This window comes from Streptomyces sp. NPDC004539 (assembly GCF_040610055.1).
Classification (GTDB): domain Bacteria; phylum Actinomycetota; class Actinomycetes; order Streptomycetales; family Streptomycetaceae; genus Streptomyces.
The window spans coordinates 179,149-198,561 of the sequence record NZ_JBEXLS010000021.1; the positions used below are offsets into that span (position 1 = coordinate 179,149).

General features: G+C 70.7%; 20 protein-coding genes and 1 tRNA gene. 17 read left to right on the plus strand and 4 right to left on the minus strand.

Going from position 1 to position 19,413, the window contains the following annotated elements:
• The first annotated feature begins 52 nt into the window (after window positions 1-52).
• From ABZX85_RS35135 to ABZX85_RS35145, 3 genes are all read left to right on the plus strand, one after another.
• The gene (locus ABZX85_RS35135; RefSeq protein ID WP_355877927.1) at window positions 53-1,258 is read left to right on the plus strand and encodes a DNA polymerase III subunit delta'; all 1,206 of its coding nucleotides are present in this window, start codon (window positions 53-55) and stop codon (window positions 1,256-1,258) included.
• Window positions 1,259-1,458: 200 nt separating this feature from the next.
• The gene (locus ABZX85_RS35140; RefSeq protein WP_355877930.1) at window positions 1,459-3,039 is read left to right on the plus strand and encodes an alpha/beta hydrolase; all 1,581 of its coding nucleotides are present in this window, start codon (window positions 1,459-1,461) and stop codon (window positions 3,037-3,039) included.
• 83 nt (window positions 3,040-3,122) lie between these two features.
• Window positions 3,123-3,196 (plus strand) — tRNA-Thr (locus tag ABZX85_RS35145).
• Between the two features lie 287 nt (window positions 3,197-3,483).
• Here ABZX85_RS35145 and ABZX85_RS35150 read toward each other — a convergent pair.
• Both ABZX85_RS35150 and ABZX85_RS35155 read right to left on the minus strand, forming a co-directional pair.
• Window positions 3,484-4,893 (minus strand): tyrosine-type recombinase/integrase, encoded by a 1,410-nt coding sequence (locus ABZX85_RS35150; RefSeq protein ID WP_355877932.1) that lies wholly within the window; start codon window positions 4,891-4,893, stop codon window positions 3,484-3,486.
• Window positions 4,894-5,003: 110 nt separating this feature from the next.
• The gene (locus ABZX85_RS35155) at window positions 5,004-5,645 is read right to left on the minus strand and encodes a helix-turn-helix transcriptional regulator (protein WP_355877934.1); all 642 of its coding nucleotides are present in this window, start codon (window positions 5,643-5,645) and stop codon (window positions 5,004-5,006) included.
• A gap of 92 nt (window positions 5,646-5,737) precedes the next feature.
• Between ABZX85_RS35155 and ABZX85_RS35160 the strand changes: the two genes are divergently transcribed.
• From ABZX85_RS35160 to ABZX85_RS35185, 6 genes are all read left to right on the plus strand, one after another.
• The gene (locus ABZX85_RS35160) at window positions 5,738-6,184 is read left to right on the plus strand and encodes a hypothetical protein (protein WP_355877936.1); all 447 of its coding nucleotides are present in this window, start codon (window positions 5,738-5,740) and stop codon (window positions 6,182-6,184) included.
• Window positions 6,185-6,637: 453 nt separating this feature from the next.
• Window positions 6,638-7,075 carry a helix-turn-helix domain-containing protein gene (locus ABZX85_RS35165; protein WP_355877938.1) on the plus strand — a complete coding sequence of 146 codons (438 nt, stop codon included), beginning with the start codon at window positions 6,638-6,640 and terminating at the stop codon, window positions 7,073-7,075.
• 272 nt (window positions 7,076-7,347) lie between these two features.
• Window positions 7,348-7,752 carry a hypothetical protein gene (locus ABZX85_RS35170; RefSeq protein WP_355877941.1) on the plus strand — a complete coding sequence of 135 codons (405 nt, stop codon included), beginning with the start codon at window positions 7,348-7,350 and terminating at the stop codon, window positions 7,750-7,752.
• Complete coding sequence (locus ABZX85_RS35175) at window positions 7,749-8,852, plus strand: MAB_1171c family putative transporter (RefSeq protein WP_355877944.1); 1,104 nt, start codon at window positions 7,749-7,751, stop codon at window positions 8,850-8,852. The genes ABZX85_RS35170 and ABZX85_RS35175 overlap by 4 nt, the downstream gene beginning before the upstream one ends.
• 29 nt (window positions 8,853-8,881) lie before the next feature.
• Window positions 8,882-9,463, plus strand: a complete 582-nt coding sequence (locus ABZX85_RS35180) for a hypothetical protein (RefSeq protein ID WP_355877947.1) — start codon at window positions 8,882-8,884, stop codon at window positions 9,461-9,463.
• A gap of 195 nt (window positions 9,464-9,658) precedes the next feature.
• Entirely contained in the window at window positions 9,659-10,651 is a 993-nt protein-coding gene (locus tag ABZX85_RS35185; protein ID WP_355877950.1) for a hypothetical protein, read from the plus strand.
• Between the two features lie 105 nt (window positions 10,652-10,756).
• On the opposite strand, the gene ABZX85_RS35190 is transcribed toward ABZX85_RS35185, so the two are convergent.
• Both ABZX85_RS35190 and ABZX85_RS35195 read right to left on the minus strand, forming a co-directional pair.
• Window positions 10,757-11,359: a cytochrome P450 gene (locus ABZX85_RS35190; RefSeq protein ID WP_355878006.1), complete on the minus strand. Its 603-nt coding sequence runs from the start codon at window positions 11,357-11,359 to the stop codon at window positions 10,757-10,759.
• Window positions 11,356-11,820, minus strand: coding sequence for a helix-turn-helix transcriptional regulator (locus ABZX85_RS35195; RefSeq protein ID WP_355877953.1), 465 nt, complete (start codon window positions 11,818-11,820; stop codon window positions 11,356-11,358). The genes ABZX85_RS35190 and ABZX85_RS35195 overlap by 4 nt, the downstream gene beginning before the upstream one ends.
• Before the next feature lie 328 nt (window positions 11,821-12,148).
• Between ABZX85_RS35195 and ABZX85_RS35200 the strand changes: the two genes are divergently transcribed.
• The 8 genes from ABZX85_RS35200 to ABZX85_RS35235 all read left to right on the plus strand — a co-directional run bounded on the left by ABZX85_RS35200 (window position 12,149) and on the right by ABZX85_RS35235 (window position 19,267).
• Window positions 12,149-12,484, plus strand: a complete 336-nt coding sequence (locus tag ABZX85_RS35200) for a hypothetical protein (RefSeq protein ID WP_355877956.1) — start codon at window positions 12,149-12,151, stop codon at window positions 12,482-12,484.
• Between the two features lie 210 nt (window positions 12,485-12,694).
• A complete protein-coding gene (locus ABZX85_RS35205; protein WP_355877959.1) occupies window positions 12,695-14,035 on the plus strand; it encodes a helix-turn-helix domain-containing protein in 1,341 nt (446 codons plus the stop codon).
• The gene (locus tag ABZX85_RS35210; RefSeq protein WP_355877961.1) at window positions 14,032-14,301 is read left to right on the plus strand and encodes a hypothetical protein; all 270 of its coding nucleotides are present in this window, start codon (window positions 14,032-14,034) and stop codon (window positions 14,299-14,301) included. Before ABZX85_RS35205 ends, ABZX85_RS35210 begins: the two co-directional genes overlap by 4 nt.
• Before the next feature lie 82 nt (window positions 14,302-14,383).
• Window positions 14,384-14,926, plus strand: a complete 543-nt coding sequence (locus ABZX85_RS35215; RefSeq protein WP_355877964.1) for a WhiB family transcriptional regulator — start codon at window positions 14,384-14,386, stop codon at window positions 14,924-14,926.
• The gene (locus tag ABZX85_RS35220; RefSeq protein ID WP_355877967.1) at window positions 14,923-16,617 is read left to right on the plus strand and encodes a DUF2637 domain-containing protein; all 1,695 of its coding nucleotides are present in this window, start codon (window positions 14,923-14,925) and stop codon (window positions 16,615-16,617) included. Before ABZX85_RS35215 ends, ABZX85_RS35220 begins: the two co-directional genes overlap by 4 nt.
• Before the next feature lie 49 nt (window positions 16,618-16,666).
• A complete protein-coding gene (locus tag ABZX85_RS35225; protein WP_355877970.1) occupies window positions 16,667-16,891 on the plus strand; it encodes a hypothetical protein in 225 nt (74 codons plus the stop codon).
• 251 nt (window positions 16,892-17,142) lie between these two features.
• Window positions 17,143-17,556, plus strand: coding sequence for a plasmid mobilization relaxosome protein MobC (mobC, locus tag ABZX85_RS35230; RefSeq protein ID WP_355877972.1), 414 nt, complete (start codon window positions 17,143-17,145; stop codon window positions 17,554-17,556).
• Window positions 17,546-19,267 carry a mobilization protein gene (locus tag ABZX85_RS35235; RefSeq protein WP_355877975.1) on the plus strand — a complete coding sequence of 574 codons (1,722 nt, stop codon included), beginning with the start codon at window positions 17,546-17,548 and terminating at the stop codon, window positions 19,265-19,267. Before mobC ends, ABZX85_RS35235 begins: the two co-directional genes overlap by 11 nt.
• Window positions 19,268-19,413 lie beyond the last annotated feature (146 nt).

The following is a 19,413-nucleotide window of genomic DNA, read 5'->3' on the forward strand; positions in this document are numbered from 1 at the left end:
ACAATGGAGTCCGCGGTGCTGAACGGGACGGAACGGAAGGGCGGCGGGCGCGGTGAGCGTGTGGGACGACCTCGTCGGGCAGGAGCGGGTCAGTGAACAGCTGGGGGCCGCCGCCCGGGACGCCGACGCGTTCGTCACGGCGGCGGTGAGCGGTGCGGCGCCTCCCGAGGCGTCGAAGATGACGCACGCCTGGCTGTTCACCGGGCCGCCCGGGGCGGGGCGTACGCAGGTGGCGCGGGCGTTCGCCGCGGCGCTCCAGTGCGTGAGCCCGGACCGCGCGCTGGGCGGGGCACCGGGGTGCGGGTTCTGCGACGGCTGCCACACGGCCCTGATCGGGACGCACGCGGACGTGACGACGGTCGCCGCGGTCGGCACGCAGATCCTCGCGGAGGACATGCGGGACACGGTTCGCAAGTCGTTCACGTCCCCGGCGACCGGCCGCTGGCAGATCATCCTCGTCGAGGACGCGGAACGGCTGAACGAGAAGTCGGCGAACGCCGTGCTGAAGGCCGTGGAGGAACCGGCGCCGCGCACCGTCTGGCTGCTGTGCGCCCCCTCCCTCGAAGACGTCCTGCCGACGATCCGCTCCCGCTGCCGGCACCTCAACCTGAGCACCCCGTCCGTCGCCGCCGTCGCCGACATGCTGGTCCGGCGCGAGGGCATCGAGCCGGAGGTCGCGGCGTCGGCCGCGCGCGCGACGCAGGGGCACGTCGACCGGGCCCGGCGGCTGGCGACCGACCCGGCGGCGCGGGAGCGGCGCGCGTCCGTGCTGAAGCTGCCGCTGCGCGTCGGGGAGATCGGCGGGGCGCTGAAGGCCGCGCAGGAGCTGGTGGACGCGGCGGCCGAGGACGCGAAGGTGCTCGCCGAGGAGGTCGACGCGAAGGAGACCGAGGAGCTGAAGGCGGCGCTCGGCGCGGTGCAGGGGAGCCGGCTGCCGCGTGGCACCGCGGGGGTGATGAAGGATCTGGAGGACAAGCAGAAACGCCGCCGGACCCGTACCCAGCGCGACAGCCTCGACCTCGCGCTGACCGACCTCACGGCCTTCTACCGCGACGTCCTCGCGCTCCAGCTCGGCACGCGGATCGCCCTCGCGAACGCGGACGCCCAGGACACGTTGGAGCGGCTCGCCCGGGAGGGGTCCGCGGAGGCGACGTTGCGGCGGATCGAGGCGATCGGGGCGTGCCGGGTGGCGTTGGACCGGAATGTGGCGCCGTTGCTGGCGGTGGAGGCGATGACGATGGCTCTGCGGGCGGGGTGAGGGGGCGGTTTTTTAGGGGGCTTGGGCGTGTCGGGGAGGGGAGGGAGCGGTCGGTGGTGTCAGCGAGGTGGGGTGGAACGTGGTGTTGAGGACGGGCCGGGGGAGGGTGGCGTCACTGTGGGTTGACGGATCTGTCACTCGTCCGGGGTGAATCAGGGGCGAACCGTATCGATGTCGTTGCTCAGCGTTACGATCGGGTGATGCGCCTCCGTCGTACTCGTACTCGCACCTTCCGCACCCCGGCCCGTACCTCCCCCGCCGCCCTGATCGCGTCGCTCGCCTCGGCGGCGCTGCTGCTGGGCGGGTGTTCCGCGCCGGCGGCCGATGTGGCGCGGACGCAGCTCGTGGCGCTGCCGAAGGCGACGCCGGCCGAGCTGTCGTCGTACTACGGGCAGAAGCTGCGGTGGCGCAGTTGCGGGGTGCCGGGGTTCGAGTGCTCGACGATGCGGGCGCCGCTGGACTACGCGAAGCCGGGTGCGGGGGACGTCCGGCTGGCGGTGGCCCGGAAGAAGGCGACCGGGCCGGGGAAGCGGCTGGGGTCGCTGCTGGTCAACCCGGGCGGGCCGGGGGGTTCGGCGATCGGCTACCTCCAGCAGTACGCCGGTATCGGGTACCCCGCCGAGGTGCGGGCGCGGTACGACATGGTCGCCGTCGACCCGCGCGGGGTCGCCCGCAGCGAGCCGGTGGAGTGTCTCGACGGGCGCGAGATGGACGCGTACACGCAGACCGACATGACGCCGGACGACCAGAAGGAGACGGACACGCTGGTCGCGGCGTACAAGAGGTTCGCGGAGGGCTGCGGCGCCGACGCCCCCAAGCTGCTGCGGCACGTCTCGACCGTCGAGGCCGCGCGGGACATGGACGTCCTGCGGGCGGCGCTGGGCGACCCGAAGCTGACGTACGTGGGCGCGTCGTACGGCACGTTCCTCGGGGCGACGTACGCGGGCCTCTTCCCCGACCGGGTCGGCCGGCTCGTCCTCGACGGCGCGATGGACCCCTCCCTGACCGCGAGGCAGATGAACCTCGACCAGACCGCCGGGTTCGAGACGGCGTTCCAGTCGTTCGCGAAGGACTGCGTCCGGCACACCGACTGCTTCATGAGCGGCGGCCCGGCGAAGGTTGGCTCGGGGCTGAAGGCGTTCTTCCGCCGGCTGGACGCGCACCCGATCCCGACGGGCGACGCGGACGGCCGCAAGCTGGGCGAGGCCCTCGCGACGACGGGGGTGATCGCCGCGATGTACGACGAGAGCAGTTGGGAGCAGCTCCGTGAGGCCCTGTCCGCCGCGATCCGCGAGAACGACGGGTCGGGGCTGCTGGTCCTCGCCGACAGCTACTACGAACGGGACTCCAAGGGCCGCTACGCCAACCTGATGTTCGCCAACGCCGCGGTGAACTGCCTCGACCTGCCGCCGGCGTACTCCACCCCCGACGAGATCCGCGCCGCCCTGCCCGCCTTCGAGAAGGCGTCCCCCGTCTTCGGCGAGGGCATGGGCTGGGCCTCCCTCAACTGCGCGTACTGGCCCGTCCGCGCGACGGGTGCCCCCCATCGCATCACCGCCGAGGGCTCCGCCCCCATCCTCGTCGTCGGCACCCTCCGCGATCCCGCGACCCCCTACCGCTGGGCCCAGGCCCTCGCCGCCCAGCTCTCCGCCGGGCGCCTCCTCACGTACGACGGCGACGGCCACACCGCGTACGGGCGCGGCAGCTCCTGCATCGACTCCACGATCAACACCTACCTCCTCCGCGGCACCGTCCCACCCACCGACAAGCGCTGCTCCTGACCGGGCCGGGGGGTGGTCCGAGCACCCTTCGAAACTGTGTAGACTTACCTCCGTCGCTGATCGCACCATGGTGTGGCCAGCTCGCCGCCTTAGCTCAGATGGCCAGAGCAACGCACTCGTAATGCGTAGGTCTCGGGTTCGAATCCCGAAGGCGGCTCTGAAAAATCCCAGGTCACATAGCCAGTGACCTGGGCTTTTGTGTGGCCACGGTCAAGTGCGTGAGCGACTTGATGACGTGTGCGCGTCAGGAACTTGCCCGAAACTTGCCCGGGGCGGATGGACGCTGGCGGGGCCAAAACAGTGGGCGCTGTCCGGCTGCGGTTCGGGGCTTCCAGCGCATCTCGCGGGCTGGTGACGGAGAGTGTTTTTTCGCCCGCCGCAGCTTCCTGGAACGACAGTGCCCGCCGGAAAGAATTTCCTGGCGGGCACTGTTGGGGGAGAGGGTCACGCGACGGTGATGCCGGGACGGGGATAGACCGCCTTGCGGCGGGGGACGAGTTTCACGACAGCCTCGGCCGCCTCGCGGGCGATCTCCTCCAGCACGGTCTGATAGATATCGCGGGTGACGGCCGTTTCGCTGTGGCCGAGCATCTCCGAGACGACCCGGATGTCGATGCCCGCCAGTAGTGCGAGCGTTGCGGCCAGGTGCCGGAGGTCGTGGAGGCGGACGGGCGGAAGCCCGGCTTCCTCCACCAGGCGGGCGAACAGGTCGGAGACCTTGCCCGGGTGGAGCCAGGTCCCGTCCTCCTCCACGAATATGCGGCCCGTGTCGGCCCAGCCGGGGCCGAAGCGAAACCGCTCGGCCTTCTGCAGCTTCTCGTGGTAGATCAGGACGCTGTTGGTGTCCGGGTCAAGGGCGACGACGCGGATGCCGCTGGAGGTCTTGGGCTCGCCTTCAAGGACGTTCCAGCCCAGCTGCACGAGCTGGGTCTCCACCGACAGGCAGGGGGTGTCCCGGTCGAAGTCGACCCAGCGGGCACCGACGCCCTCTCCGCGGCGGGGGCCGCGGAAGCAGAAGAGGTGCCACAGGGCGTAGAGCCTGTGGTCGGAGACATGGTCGAGGAAGAGACCAGCCTGGGCCGGAGTCCAGACCATGACCGGGGACGGCTTCTTGCCGGTCCTCTTCCACTCGGCGATCCGGGCTGCCGTCCACACCAGAGCCTTGGGCTTCGGGGCGGTCGTCAGCTCGACGTGCTGCGCCGGGTTGAAGGTGATCAGCTGGCGGGCGATGGCGGTGTTCAGTGCGGCGCGCAGCGTGGCCTTGATGTGGTGCTGCGAGGACAGTCCCGTGACGCGCCGGAACGGCGGCATCGCGGCGATGGCCTCCCGGGCGGTGCGGCGGGCCGCCCGGTCTTCGATGGACTTGAGGTCCTCGACCGCCTGGCGCCGCTGCGCGTTCTGCTCCAGGACCTCCACGTTCGTCGCGTCGATCCCTTCGAACATCTCGTCGAGGTGCTCCACCCGGAGCTTGTCGAGCCGGATGTGACCGATGCGGGGCTTCAGGTGGCAGCGAATGTCCACGTCGTAACGGGTCGTTCCGGTGGGCCGCAGCCTCTTCTTGCCCTTGAGCCAGACATCGAGCCACTCGCTGACCGTCAGGCGGCTGGTCAGGCTAAACCCGGCCTTCAGCAGGCGGCCGGTGTTCTCCGGGTCGGGGAGCGGCGAGCGCTCCTTCTGGCAGAGCATGATCAGGTCGCTGACGCGGGCGAGATCCTCGGGCTCGTCCTCCGGTGCGAGAGCGAGAAGAGCCCGGACACGGTCGAGTTCCTTCTGCGCGTCCGTCGAGTTCTCGAAGCCCGTGCGGCGGAACTGGCGGCGCTTGCCCTCGGCGTCGGGGAAGACCTCTTGGCGCACGGACCACTTGCCGTGCTTGGGGTTCCGGAGCTTCGGGCAGGGATTCGCCGCGGTGTGCAGAGCGCCGGTCTTCGTATCCCGGCAGTAGCACGTGCGGGTTGTGGAGCCCTTCAGTCGGGCACCTCCTCTTCCTGGGCGATGAATGCAAGGTGATCCGGCAGCGGTGCCGGGTGCAGGTCAAGATCACGCATTCGCTGGCGGGTGGCCAGCAGGCGTCGGCAGTCCTCGCGGGCGATGCGCTCCATCTCGGCCGCTTGGCGGGTCAGCTGGTCGTATCTGTCCGAGCCGATAGAGGACTTGCCTGCCTGTGCCCGCCAGTCGCGGGCCGCGCGCGTCGAGATCGTCGCCGTCTGCACGTCCACCTCGTGCTCACGGAACATCGCCAGCGTGAAGCGAGGGCTCCCCATGGGCGCGTCTTCCGTGAAGCCCTCGCCCGTGATCACCCGCACCGCTTCCCAGCTGGAGATGCGCAGGTTCGGCAGAAGCTCGATGGTGGCGTCCGTCCCGAGCGGTACCAGGAGCGATGCGAGCGGCACCCGCAGCACTACGGCGAGCGCCAGAGCCTCCTCGACCTTCAGGCTGCCGCGTCCTCCGTTCTCGATCTTGTTGATGCCTGTGGGAGGGATCGGGACGCCGAGGTCGGCGCACCTCTTCGCGACCTCGGGAGCGCTCAGCCCCAAGTCGGTTCGTGCCGCACGGACGGCCTCGCCCACCCGGAGGGTGAGCGCAGTTGGTACTGGTGCGTTCGTCATGAGAAGCAGCGTAACTTGGCTTTGTGCTGCTTCGCGAGCAAGTGTGGTAGAAGTTTCTCCGACAGAGAACATCCTGTACGGGGAGTGCTGCTTTGAACGACATAACGGCGAGGGCGCGTGTCAAGCGCTTCTCCCGCGAGGCCCTGGCGCAGCTGCCCCCCGCGCTACTTGTGGCCGACGCCAACAGGCTTCTGGACCTCACCCGCACCACTGGGTACCGCATGATCCACGAAGGCACGTACCCCTGTGCCGTCCTCAAGGTCGGCGATCAGCATCGGGTCGTCACCGCTGACCTTCTGCGCGTCCTGGACCTGCCCGACCTGGCGATCCGCCAGCGGATCGCCAGCCTGCCGCCGGCGATCCGCCTGCCCGACGCGAACGAGCTGCTCAGCCTCAGCCGCACGACCGGGTACAGGCTCGCCCGGACCGGCCAGTACCCGTGTGCCGTGCTGCGGGTGGGATGCGAGTACCGCGTCCGCAAGCATGAGCTGCAACGGCTCCTGCGGGTACGGGACCTGCCTGCCGAAGCCGCCGCGTGAGGGCGACGCCGAGATGTGTCTCCATGTCCAGTACGCGCCTGAGTCCGAGCAGAGGTGGCGTAGCCGGAGGCTGGACTTGAGAGGCCCCGCTTCCGCGTGACTGTGGTGGCACTTCGATGTCACGAGCGGCGTTCAGGAGTTGGCTCTCCCGGACGCCGCTTTTCGTTCTCCTCCCCCTCCGATCGCTACTGTGGTGTTCCTTCTGTGGGGCGTGAACATACTGTGGTGTGGCTGAAACATCTACCACGGAGGGGTCGGATTCGATGACGAAGAGATCGCATACGGCCAGGAGTTAACGGTTTTGGCTGATCGGGCAAGGTGGACACACCATCAGTCCCCGCTCCATCCATGGCAAGCTACCTTCTACTGAAGTAGTCAAATAGTCATCCACGGTGACACGGAAAACCACTCACGTAGAGTTCTACCCGCAAGCCATCAACCGAGGACACCGTCATGACGTCAGCCGACAAGCGTTCCGGCCGGGTAGCTCGCGGGCTCCGGTCGGTCATAGAGGAGGTCCGTTCCCCCTCCGGCCGGCCCTACACGACCGCCCAGATCGCCGCCGGCTCGGGGCTGAGCGAGGCGGCGGTGGCCGCCCTGCGCAGCGGCGACCGACCCAACCCGACGATCAACACGATCTCCGCGCTCGCCCAGTTCTTCGGCGTCCCGGAAGAACGCCTGATGCCGCCCGATCGAGACGCTCCGGAACCGGAACTCGCGGCAGTCCTCGCCGATGCCGATGTGAGAAACATCGCCCTGAGAAGCGCCGGGCTTTCCCCCGGGTCCCTGAAAATGATCGAGGCAGTGGTCGCTAGAGTCCGAGAGCTAGAGGGACTTGACCGTTCTGACGATTCGCCAGAAAGTTCCGGACCCTACCCGGCCGAGAGTTGATCTTCACTTGCATCGAAGATTCACCACGCCGTATAAAAATTCGGCACCCGGAATTCATCTCGGCCTGTGATTCGCGTGCACACCAAGCTGAACAACCACGGGGGCGTGAGCACGAGGGAACAGGAATGCGGCGATACCGGCCCGGCACCCGAAAGGTGCGTCGGCTGCAACACGAATGCAAGGAAGCTCTTCGCGGAATATTCCTTGAAAACCCCAGCGACGTGGACGAGTTGTGCCGCGCTATCTCCCTCAAGCGCGGTCGCCCCCTGAGAGTGGAGTCGCTCCCCACGATCGAGGCCGCCGATGCACCGTGCGGCATCTGGCTCGAACTGCCGGACACCGACTTCATCTTCCACGAGGCCGCCGCCAGCCGACGCCACCGCAGTCAGATCGTCCGGCACGAGCTGGCCCATCTGCTCCTCAACCACCGCAGCGACCGGACCGTCGAAGCCCTCGCCGCCTCCGCGCTCTCCGAGGCCGACGCCCACCGGATTCAGCGTGCCCTGGGGCGGACCGCCTACAACTCCGAGCAGGAGGAAGAGGCCGAGATCGCGGCCACGATCATGGTCGGCATCCTGCGCCACAGCCACCCCGGCGATCTCGCCCCGGGACGGCCCGGCATCATCACCCGGCTCGCCAGGGCCCTCGGCCCCCAGCGAGAAGACGGTGTCTCATGAGCAACGCCATCGTTGCCGGTCTCCTCTGGTGCGCGGCCCTCTGGCGCCTCCCGACAATCGGGCGAACCCGCAAGCAGACGGCCTGGGCCGGAACCCTCCTCCTCATCGCCCTCGCCATGAGCTTCGAGATACCGGCAGTCGCGCATTACACGAACACTCTGTTCCGCATCCACAGCGTCTCCTCGCTCATCGAACATGTCGCCGCATTCCTGTCGGCCGTCTGCCTCCTGAACTTCGTCATCGCCGTCGTACAGCCGGCCCGGAGACCGAGCGGCAGGGCCCGGATAGCAGGAAGGACGCTGACCGTCGCGGCCCTGACACTCACTTTTTTCCTCTCGGACAGGCCGGAAATCGACTCGATGCCCTTCAAGAACGTCGATGGGCATTTCTGGCCGTCCGCTCACGCCGTGACCTTCGAACTCTCCCTCGGCGTCACCATGTTCGTCGCCTCCCGGCTGTTCCTCGGCGCGATCCGGGAAACGGAAGGACGCTGGCTGCGCAACGGACTGCTGCTGCTCGGCATCGGGACATCCCTCGGAGCGGTCTACGCCCTCCAGAAAACCCTCCTCGTCTACCTCCGCCTCGCCGACATCACCCCGCCGATCTCAACCGGCGGCCAGAACGCCATCGCCGTCGCCCTGCGCAGCGCCGCGCTCCTCCTGATCGTCGTGGGCCAGGCGCTTCCCCTCCTACCGGCCTCCGCACGGACCTACCACCAGTACACCGCCTGGCGCCGCCTGCGCCCCCTCTGGAAGGCCGTCGCCCGCGCCACCCCGCACGTCGTGCTGCGCCGAGAACCCGTTCTGAGCCCTGAGCTGTGGCTGCACCGGCGCGTGATCGAGATCTGCGACGGCCAGCTCACGCTCCGGGAATGGGTCACCGAGGCGGATGTCCTCGCAAGCCCTCTTGCCCAAGCCCAACGTGAGGCCGCCTGGATGCGCCTTGCGATCGAGCGAAAGGCCGCCGGCCTGCCCTCTCTTCCCGGCCCTCACCCCGAACTGGGCAACAAGGGACTCGCGCCTGCCGAGGAACTCCGCTGGCTCGTGTCACTCTCCGACGCGATGAAACACCCCACCCCCACCCAGCTCACCACTGTCTGAACGCACCCGACCACGAACGGACCCCCCACATGCCCGCCTCCAAGTCGCCGACCGCACAACGCATCACCGACGTACTTGAGCCCCGGACCTGGATCGTCCTCAACACCCTCGTCATCGGATGGCACAGCTCCCACTGGTCCGGCATCGCCTGGGGCGTCTTCGCCGCCGCCTTCTGCGCCGTCATCCCCATGGTGTTCATCAAACGCGGGGTCCAGAAGGGGAAGTACGGCGACCGACACGTCGGTTCGCGCAAGCAGCGGTTCGTCGTCCTGCCGTTCATCCTCCTGTCCGTCGCCGTCGGCCTCGGCGTGATGCTGGCCGGCGGAGCGCCCCAGGAGATGATCGCCATGGTGGTCACCATGATGGTGACCCTGTTCGCCCTCACCGCGATCACCTTCGCCTGGAAGATCAGCGTCCACCAGGCCGTCGCCTCGGGCAGTGTCGTCATGATCGCCGTGGCGTACGGCCCCTGGGCACTCGCCGGCTTCGCCCTCGTGGCCCTCGTCGGCTGGTCACGCATCGAGCTGCGCGACCACACACCCTCCCAGGTCGCCGCCGGGACCGTGCTGGGCGCGCTGCTGGCCGTGCTCACGTTCGCGCCACTGCGCTGAGTTCAGGGTGCCCCGCCCGACATGTTGCCCGCCCTCACGTCCCAGATCCCCCCGAGGCACCGCTGGGCAAGGTCGAAAGACACACCGATCAAGAGGGGCGGTGCCATGGCGAGCGAGGTCGTGGTCGCGCAGACGACCATCGGAGTGTGATCGAGGTCGCTCGGCACGGGCTTCACTTGCAGGGACTTCCTGACTATGGTTCGTCGTCCCGCGGCCGGGACTGGTCCGGCCGCGGTGCCGAGGAGGTTTTCCCTGCGCATCCACCGCAGCCCCCATCCGTCGAACTTCGTGATCGTCCCCAACGCGCTGGCGCAGAACCGCGCGATGAGCTACACCGCCCGCGGGTTGCTGGTGGATCTCCTCTCCCGTCCGGGCGACTGGCGCGAGACGTGCCGGCAGATGGCGGACTCGAGCCCGCAGGGGCGCAAGGCCCTGGCGGCGGCGCTGAACGAGCTGCGGGTGTGGGGGTACTACGGGGTGGAGGTGGTCCGCCTGCCGAGCGGCCAGGTGCGCTCGGAGGCGCACGTCTTCGACTGCCCGCAGACCGGGCTGCTGCCGGGTGCCACTGCACCGGGCTCCGGTGAGCCGGAGTGCGGTGATCGTGGCGTCCTTCCAAAGGACCTGGTCAAAGTACCCTCCCTCCCCCGTGAGGAGGAGCAGCCGCTCGCAGCGGCGGCTCCGGCCCATGATGAGGGAGGGCCGGAGGAGCCTGCTTGCGAACAGACGCCTCGCCCGCGTCGTACGGCTCCGGAGCGCTCGCAGGACCTGGACGCGGAGTCGCTCGCGGCGGTGAACGCGCTGCTGAGAGCGGTTCGCCCGGAACGGAGGCTGCCGCTGGGCGCGGCGGAGGCGGCGGCGCTCGCGCCCTTGGTGCGGGAGTGGATGGAGCGGGGAGCCTCGCAGGACGAGCTGCGGCAGGCGCTGCTGACCGGGTTGCCCGAGGTGGTGCACTCTCCAGTTGCGGTGCTGCGGTCGCGGCTGGAGCGGAAGAAGCCCGCTGAGCGGTCGGTCGTACCGCAGAAGCGTCTGGCGGAGTGCGAGCAGTGCCGCGACCCGCTGCCCGAGCCGGGGCTGTGCGCGGGCTGCCGAGGAGTGGGGCGCGCGGACGGCGCGGAGGATCGCGTAGATCAGGTGACCGCGCGCCGCATCGCGAAGGTGCGGGCGGCGATGGCGAGTTCGCGGCGGTGAGGCCCGTCGCGAGCCTGTGACAGCGGGGGACCTGGGTGGCCGCGATCGGGCGGCTGTCGGCTTGGTGCGGCCACTGTGGCAGGCGGACGGGCTCACCACTGACGGCTACAGCTGTACGGGCAGCGCCTCCAGCCCGCGGACCAGCCGAGAGTGCCGCCAGGGCAACTGGTCGGCAGGTTCCGTCAGTCGCAGGCCGGGGAAGCGCTCCAGCAGCAGCTGCAGGATGGTTTCGACCTCGGCCTGGGCCTGCGGCGCGCCGAGGCATCGGTGGATGCCGTGACCGAAGGCCAGGTGCGACCGGGCGTCGGGCCGGTCGAGGTCGAGCCGGTCCGGGTCGCAGTTGGCGGCCCCGGGGCTGACGAAGACCGGGCTGCCCACTGGCACTTCCGCCTCACCGAGCCGGATGGCCGTCGGAGCCCACCGCCAGGTCGCGATGCTTACCGGGGAGTCGCAGCGCAGCAGCTCGTCGACCGCCGCAGAGACATGGCTGGGGTCGGCGCGCAGCAGAGCGAGCTGCTCGGGGCGCTGGAGCAGGGCCAGGACTCTGTTGCCGATCGCCGCGGTGTCGTCTCGTGCCCGGCGACCAAGAACAGCACTGCGAGAGATACCAGCTCCAGCTCGCTGAGCCGGTCTCCGTCCTCGTCGCGGACGGCAGGGTCTCGTCTGGAGCCGCCCGCTTGGCAGCAGCCAGGGCGGACATGAACTCAGGGCCCCGGCTCGCCGGGCTCCTCCACCGGGGGCAGGCCCTGCGAGCTGCGCGCCACGTCGATCACCTCTTTGACGAAACGCAGACCCTGGGCGTCGAGCCCCTTGCTGCGCAGGGCGATCGACTGGACGCCGACGTCCTCCATGGCTCTCTGGAGGTCCCGGCCGGCGATCTCCCTGTCGGGGTCGTCCGAAACCCAGTAGGTCGGGGGGACGTCGAAGTAGGCCGCGATTTTCACGAGTGTGTCGATCGTGGGGTTGGTCTTGTCTCCCCTGCGCATACCCCGGAGCAGGGTGTCGCTGATGCCGGTGCCGGCGGCGACTTCGCCAACGGTGTACGGCCCGCGGTTGTCGGGGTGACGCTCTTCGAAGAGGCGGTCGAGGCGTGCGGCGATCTGCGCAAGGCCCTTGTCCTTGTCCATCCGTCCGCCCATCGCCGTGTCCTCCGTGCCAGATCGTCCCACGGACGCACTTTAGTGCCCACCGGTGCCTGGATGCACGCCAGGATCGGAACTTTAGTACCCCGTTCGGGCGAACTCTGGTGTACTTTGATCTCGCCGAAGGGAACTAAAGTGCAGAATCCCTGGTGAGGGGCCATGTCGCGCTCGCTCGTCCAGGGGCTGCATTCGCTGCGCGCCGGGCCGACCGGCGAGGCGGCGGCTTCGGCCGCCCTCGGTGGAGGGCCCGGAAGTTGGCGCTCCCGGACCCCTCCGCATGCGAGGACGTCGATCACGTCCGACGCCCGGCCTCCGCATCTCACAACGCGGCCGAGCATCAGTCCAGGAGTCTCGCATGTCCTCCTCTATCCGTACAACCGGGGCCCGTGACGGCCGCCTGGTCGCCGTCACCTCCGTGGCCTTCGCCGAGATCCTCGCCCGCCTTGCCCCGGGGGCCGCGTCGGTGGTCCTGAACAGTGCCGCTGAGGGCGGCCTGCCGCGTACCGCCGAGGCGTACGACGCCCAGGGCCGCCCGGTCCCGCAGCCGCTGGCGATTCGCCAGGCCATCGCCCGGTGGATCGCCACCGCCTTCCCGCTGGACCGCGGATGTGCCCACCGCCTCGACCTGGCCACCGGGGAACTGACCGCCCTGGCCGCTGCCGGTGGCCAGGATCTCCCGCTGGCGGCCTGAACCTTCACCTTCACCTTCACCACGTCCGCCGAGCGGTAGAGCCCGCCGCACCGCGCAGAGCGCAGGCATCCGTGCCGGGATCGACCGTCCCGCCGTCGGACGTGGCCGCGCCCCTGATGCGCCTTCTCCTGCCCTGACCCGTTCCGCGCTGACGGCACCGCCCGCCTTGGCGACCGGTGCCGCGCGCACCAGGCGAAACCTTTCACCTCCATGCCTAGCTCCCTCCTGCCCTCGCGCGCCTCCGCCGAGGGGGCGCCGGGCGCCCCCGGCCTGCCCGTTCCCGACGCCGAGCAGTGGATCTCCACCACCAGCTCGCGCATCGCCCCCGACCCCTACACCTGGATGCAGGCTGTCCACTGGGCGCACGACCTCGGCGCCCGCACGCCGGTCCGCAGCCACGGCCCGCGCTTCGGCACGACCACCGTGCTGCTGGCTCAGCAGCTCGCCCAGCTCAACCCCTGCCGGCCCGGCGTTGACTTCCTCGCCCGGATGCTCAAGGTCTCCACGCGCACAGTGAAGTACCACATGGCGCTCCTGCGGAAGGCGGGCCTGCTGGCCTACCGCGTCAAGGGCACACGGGTGCGCCACGAGCGAGCCCGCGCAAGCGAGTTCGCCCGCACCATACCCTCCTCCTTCGACCAGGCCCTGGGCCTGCGCACGGCTCCCTCCGACACCTTCATCCGTGCCGTCGTCGGCGTCTCCGAGCACGGCCGCACCCAGCTGGCCCGGCTCGGGAAGAAGGCCGCACGCACTGTGCTCCGCCAGGCCCGCAGGACCAAGAAGCCCTCATTTTCTGCGAGTTCGGATTGCACCCCAATGGAGGGTGATTCCTGCACTGTCTCTCCTACAGCACTTACCTCTTCTCCCTCTGAGGACGAGCCTCGAAACGGGGAGTCCAGCAGCTCCCCGACGAGAAGAGGCAGAACCCGCAAGGCGCTGAACGCCGTTGGACGGCGCTACCAGCTCGGCCTGGAGCTGGTGCGGCAGGTCCCGTGGCTGGCCGGCACGCCGGTCGCGCGGGTCGCCTGGGCCGTGCGGCATCTCGCCGACGCGGGCTGGACGGCCCACGAGGTGATCGCCGTGCTCGCCCTGCGCGCCCCATCCGACCGGATCCACCGGCCCAGCGGCTTCCTGACGGCCCGACTGGTCGGCGCGGAGAAGCTGTTCGGCACCCCGGCCAAGCGCGCCAACCTGGTCGCCTGGTGGCGTGACAGCCGCCAGGCCAGCCGGGAGCGTCACGCCGAGTGGAGCGGCTCGTGGTCCGCACCGCGCCGCAACGCGGTCGCCCGCCTGGTCCGCGAAGCCTTCGCCGCCTCCAAGCCCAAGCCACAGCTCGACGAGCTGCCGCAGGAGCCCACCGACGCGGAGCTGGCCGAGGTCCGCACCCTTGCCTGGCGCCAGTACCTCGCAGGCCAGCCCGTACTGGTCACCTCCGCCATCGCCATCGCAGGCCAGGACAGCGCCGAGCAGTTTTACGGCACCGACCTCGTCCAGCGTGTTGTGCGCCTCGCCAGCGCTTCCAGTCACCTCACCACCGGAGCCACTCGATGACCCCGCCCCACGAGCCGCGCGGCGTCCGCGCCCTGGCCGACCGCAGAGGCAGGACCGCGCCCGCACCGAGCACCACCGGACCGGAGCGCCGCCCGCCCGGACCGGTCGGCGACCGGGAGAACGGCTCACCTGGTTACCAGCGAGCCCTCGCGCAGCTACAAGCAGCCCGCGCCCGCGTCCCGGCCAACCCGCTTGCCGCCCCGGCCATCGAAAGCAAAGTCCGCGCCCTGGCCAGAACAGCCCGCGCGCCCGCCACCAGCAGCTGAGCGGCCCGACCTCGCCACCACCGCAGGGCCGCCCACGACCAGCCGCCTGCCGCAGCAGGCCCACCTCGGAGACCACCGCACCGTGCCCGCTACCCAGCCCACCCCGATCCAGCTCGCTGCCCGCCGCCGCGACCACGGCTGGACCACCGATGCCGCCTGCGCCGGCACCCCGCACCCGGACCGGTTCCACCCCCTGCCCGACGAGAGCGAGGAGACTGCAGCCGCCAAGGCGACGTGCGCGGCCTGCCCTGTCAGCCAGCAATGCCTGGAAGAGGCTCTGGACCTGAACGACCGCTGGGGCGTCCGCGGCGGTCTCTCCGAGGCTGAACGCCTCGTCCTCCACCGCCGTGCCTCCGTGTTCCGCTGGGAGGCGCAGCGCATCCGCGACGCGCTCGCCGGCCGGTCGGTCCACCTCTCCCGGCCGGAGCGCACCTCCGTGGTGACCGTCGCTGCGATCCTTGAGCTGGACGTGAGCACGTGGGCGCCCGTCCTCGGTATCAGCCGCAAGTACGGCCTGGAACTGCTGCGCGAGGCCCGCTCCAACATCGCCACCCAGCCGCTGACGGTACGGCGCGAGCAGCGCATCGCCGCCTCCATGGCAGCAGTCCGGACGGTGGCAGCGTGAGCGGCGACCAGCGATCCCGCCCCGGGATGTCCTGGTGGGACAAGGCCACGATCGGCGCTATGGGCGGCGTCGGCGGTGTCCTGTCCTACGACGCCTTGCAGCAGATGGCCGTCGCCATGCACGTCCGGCCCGAACTGACCTACCTGTTCCCCGTCGCCATCGACGGGTTCATCGCCTACGGCACCAGGGCGCTGGTCGTGCTGAAGGAAGCGCCGCTGAGGGCCCGCGTTTACACGTGGAGCGTCTTCGGCAGCGCCACGGCTACGAGCGTCTGGGCCAACTGGACCCACGCCGTGCGCCTCAACGACCTCACCCCGCCCGGCGAGAGCCTGCACTTGCCGGACTGGTCCGTCGGCGTGCTGAGCACCATCGCCCCGTTGGTGCTGGGCGGCGCCACCCACCTCTACATCGTCATGTCCCGTCACACCTCCGGCTCCGACACGGACCCCGCGGACACCCCGGAGACGCAGGGGCCGAGCACGACCAGCCGGTGGAGCCGGGGGGACGCGTCCGGCCTGGAGGACCCGGCCAAGCCCGCCGTCCGCACACGGTGGTGGAACCGCAAGAGGACCGAAGCCGCCGTCCGGGAGAGCGCGGCTTCCGTGACCGCGGACGAGCAGTCCGAGCTGACCGCTGTCCCCTCGCCGTCCCCGGTGTCGCTGACGAAGGCTCCCGAGGAACGGGCCGCGCTTCCGCCGGGACCGGCCTCCGCCTCGGGGGCACAACCGCAAACCGTCCCCGTCCCCGAGTCTGTCTCCGCCTCCGCCAACGGGACCGTCCCCGCTCCCGCGATCTCCGCCGCTGCCGCCGTCCCCGACCCGGTCCCCGACCCCGAGAACGGAACGGCCGCCCCTGGGACCGCACCGGTGGGACCGGAGCTGAAGCCGGGGACCGTCCCGGGCACCCCGGCATCGCCGGGACCGGCGAGCAGCCCCTCCGTTTCCGTCCCTGCCGAATCCGTCCCACTGGTGGTAAACGCCGCGCCCCCAGCGGTCCCCGCTGCGGCGGCCCCGCCAGCCGAACACGGTCCCCGGCACGGAGGCGGATCGGTCCCCAACAGCAGCGCAGCGTCCCGGCCGGGCGGCGAGGCCGCCGCCACGGTGACCGCGCCCCACCGCACCACGGCCCCCGCGGTGATCTCCCCGTCCCTGGTCCCGGCCGTCCCCGCTGCGGCGGACACCACAGTCGCTCGTCTCCAGGGCCCCGGGACCGTCCCGGCACAGTCGACCGTGCTGAGGGCCGTCCCGACACCGGGGACCGCGAGCACCGGGACCGGTCCCGAGCCCCGACCGCTCCCGGTCCCCGCGAAGGAGTCCGGTCCCCGCACCGGGACCGTGGAGACCCCCGGAACACCGACCGTCCCCGCCGGGGACCAGCCGAGGCCGGGACCGGTGACCGTCCCGAGGGCCAGCACCACGCCCAATACCGTCCCCGCCGCTCCGTCCCCGGTCCCGGGTACTGGGCGGGGAGCGACCGGCGAAGCCCGGAAGCGGGAGCTGAGCGAGGACGAGCTGGAGGCGCTGCTGCCGATCGGGCGCACCGTCGCCGCCACCGCCGAGGGACGGCTGACCCGCGAGGCGCTGCGCGCTGGCCTGCGGGCCCAGAACGTGCCGATCAACAACACCGCGCTCGGCCAGCTCCTGCGGGAGCTGAAGGACATCGAGGGCAAACCCCCGCCCGCCCGACGCTGACCTTCCCGAAACCCGCCGAATACGCCGCCACGCCACCCGAGGAACCGACTTGACCGCCAAGAGCAACACCGACGAACACCTCGCCATCGGACTGATGGCCCTGCTGAGCGACAAGAAGCTCCTGCACAGCGCCGAAGGGGCGAACGACGGCAGCTGGATCGTCCGCCGGACCCGCAGCGGCCCGCAGTTCGTCCTGGAGACGCCGCCGGACGCGATCGAGTACGCCGTCGAAGTGCTCGTCGACTACCAGCTGGAAGCCCCCTCGGCGCGCTGAAGTCGGTTGCCGTGTAGGTGAATTGACCCGCACTGCCCGGGACGGGGACCGGCACCACGGCGCAGCAAGCTATCGCCTGGGGCAGCCCTACGGGCCACCCCAGGCACTTGCCCTCGCCCAGGGGGCGAGGGACCTGGGTGGAGCCGAGCGAAGGCGCTCGACTCCACCCAGGATCCGGAGCGAGGGCGCTCCGGGAACCGAGGAAAGGAGAAGCCACGACTACGCCACAACTCGCAGCAGCAGAAGACGAGTTGACGCCCAAGCGCCGCCCGCGCCGCCGCCACCGCGACGCCCAGCAGCGCCCCCACCGCATCGTCACCCGCTTCAACGCCGCCGAGCGCGACGAGATCGTCGCCGCCGCCGAGCAACGCGAGCAGACCGTGTCCCGCTTCGTCGCCACCAGCACACTCGCCGCCGCCCGCGGCCACAGCAGCGCCCGCGACCCACAAGACCGCCTCGACCGATCCGTCGACACCCTTGCTGCCACCCGTGCCCACCTCGCTCGCGTCGGCAACAACTTGAACCAGATCGCGTTCGCCTTCAACGCCGGCGGCCAGGTCCGGCCCGCCGCGCTCGACGCCACGCTCGGCGCGGTCCGCGCCGCCGTCGCCACGGTCGACCGCACGGCCGCCCAACTCATTACCGGGGCGGCAGGTGGTCCCTGACATCAGCCGTGGATCCAAGACGTACGGACTGCTCGCCTACCTCTTCGGTCCCGGCAAGCACGACGAACATGTTGACCCGCACATCGTCGCGAGCTGGGACGGGTTCGCGCCGGACCCGGGCCGCGACCCGAACGCCTCGCTCTCCCAGCTTGAGGCCGCGCTCGACCTGCGGGTCAACCAGCTCGGCGAGCGCCGGCCGAAGCGGCACGTGTGGCACTGTCCCGTGAGCGCGGACCCCGGCGACCGGCTCCTGACCGACGAGGAGTGGGCCGAGGTCGCCCGCCGTGTGGTCGCCGCAGCTGGCATCGCGACCGAAGGCGATCCGGACGGCTGCCGCTGGATCGCGGTCCGCCACGACCCTCGGCACATCCACATCATGGCCACCATCGTGCGCGGCGACTTGCGCCAAGCCCGCCTGAACGGCGACGCGGCGCGGGCCCAGGCCGAATGCCGCCAGATCGAGAAGGACTTCGGCCTCAAGGAGCTGAACCAGGGCGACGGGACCGCCGCCAAGCGGCCCACCAGCGCGGAGGGCCACAAGGCGGAGCGGCTCGGACGAGGCGAACCCGTCCGGCTCCAGCTGCGCGACGCCGTCCGGCGATCCCTCGCGGGCGCCGCTGACGAGCACGAGTTCCTCGACCGGCTCAAGACCGCTGGCCTCCTGGTCAACCTCAAGACCGGGCCGTCCGGTGACGTCCTCGGATACTCCGTAGCCCACCCCGACGACCGTAATGCCAAGGGTGAACCGATCTTCTTTGGCGGCTCCCGGCTCGCCCCCGACCTCTCCCTTCCCCGCATCCGCAAGCGCCTGGGCACCGGACTGGGCGATGCCGCCGACGCCGCACGGCCCGACAGTACTGCGACGGGCCAGGCCCGCGTGCCCGGCTCCCGAGCCGCCCAGGCCCGGCGCGCCGCCGCCGACGCGGTCGACGCCGCCGCCCGCACGATCGACGAAGGCGACGACGAACACGTCGCTGCCCAGCTTGCCGGGGCGATCGAGGTGATCGACGTGATCGCCATCCGCGCGCCAGCCGACACCAGGGCTCAGCTCCTTGTGGCTGCGCGGGCATTCGAGCGTGCCTCGCGCAGCCACGTCCGCGCCGAGCGCGCCGACAACCGCGCCCTGCGTTACGCCGCCCGACAGATGCTATTCAGTGGCTATGCCACCAACCGCGGCGAGGACGGAGGAGCCAGCGGCATGCTGCTGTCCGCCTTGGTCCTGCTGGCCATCGCTGCCGCCCGCTGGCACTCAGCGCGCGGCCACGCCCAGCAGGCCGCAGCCGCCAAGGCCGCCGCCCACGAGCTGCGGGCGGCGTACAGGACGGTCGCCTCCAGGTCGATGGCGGCGATGGCCCAGGGTGGCCGGACGCTGCCCCCGGCGGTTCGCGAGCGCCAAGCCGAGATCATCCGCACCCGGCTAGCTGAGGCCGAGGGTGTACCCCGGGAGAGGGAGGGCTGGGACGCGCTTGCCGCGACCCTCGCCGAGGCCGAGGCCGCCGGCCACGATCCGGCCGCGTTGCTTGAGGAGGCGAAGTCCTGGCGAGAGCTGGACAGCGCCGACTCGGTTACCGCGGTGATGGTCTGGCGGGTCCGGCGGATCGCCGGGCTGTCGGCAGCCCCCGCACCTGCCGCCGCGCAGCGCGGCAGCGGGCCCCGGGCTGGGCAGGCCGCCGCAGCGACCCCCATGCCTCGGCGTCGCCCGACGCGCTGACCGAACCGACACACTGACGGAGCCCTCACCAAGAAGAATCTCGCCCGCGAGGCCCAGGTCAGCCACGCGACCGTCCATCGCGCCGAGGACGTCCTCGGCGCGAACGACACTCTCGGGGCGCGACCGCAACACCACCCGCCAGGACA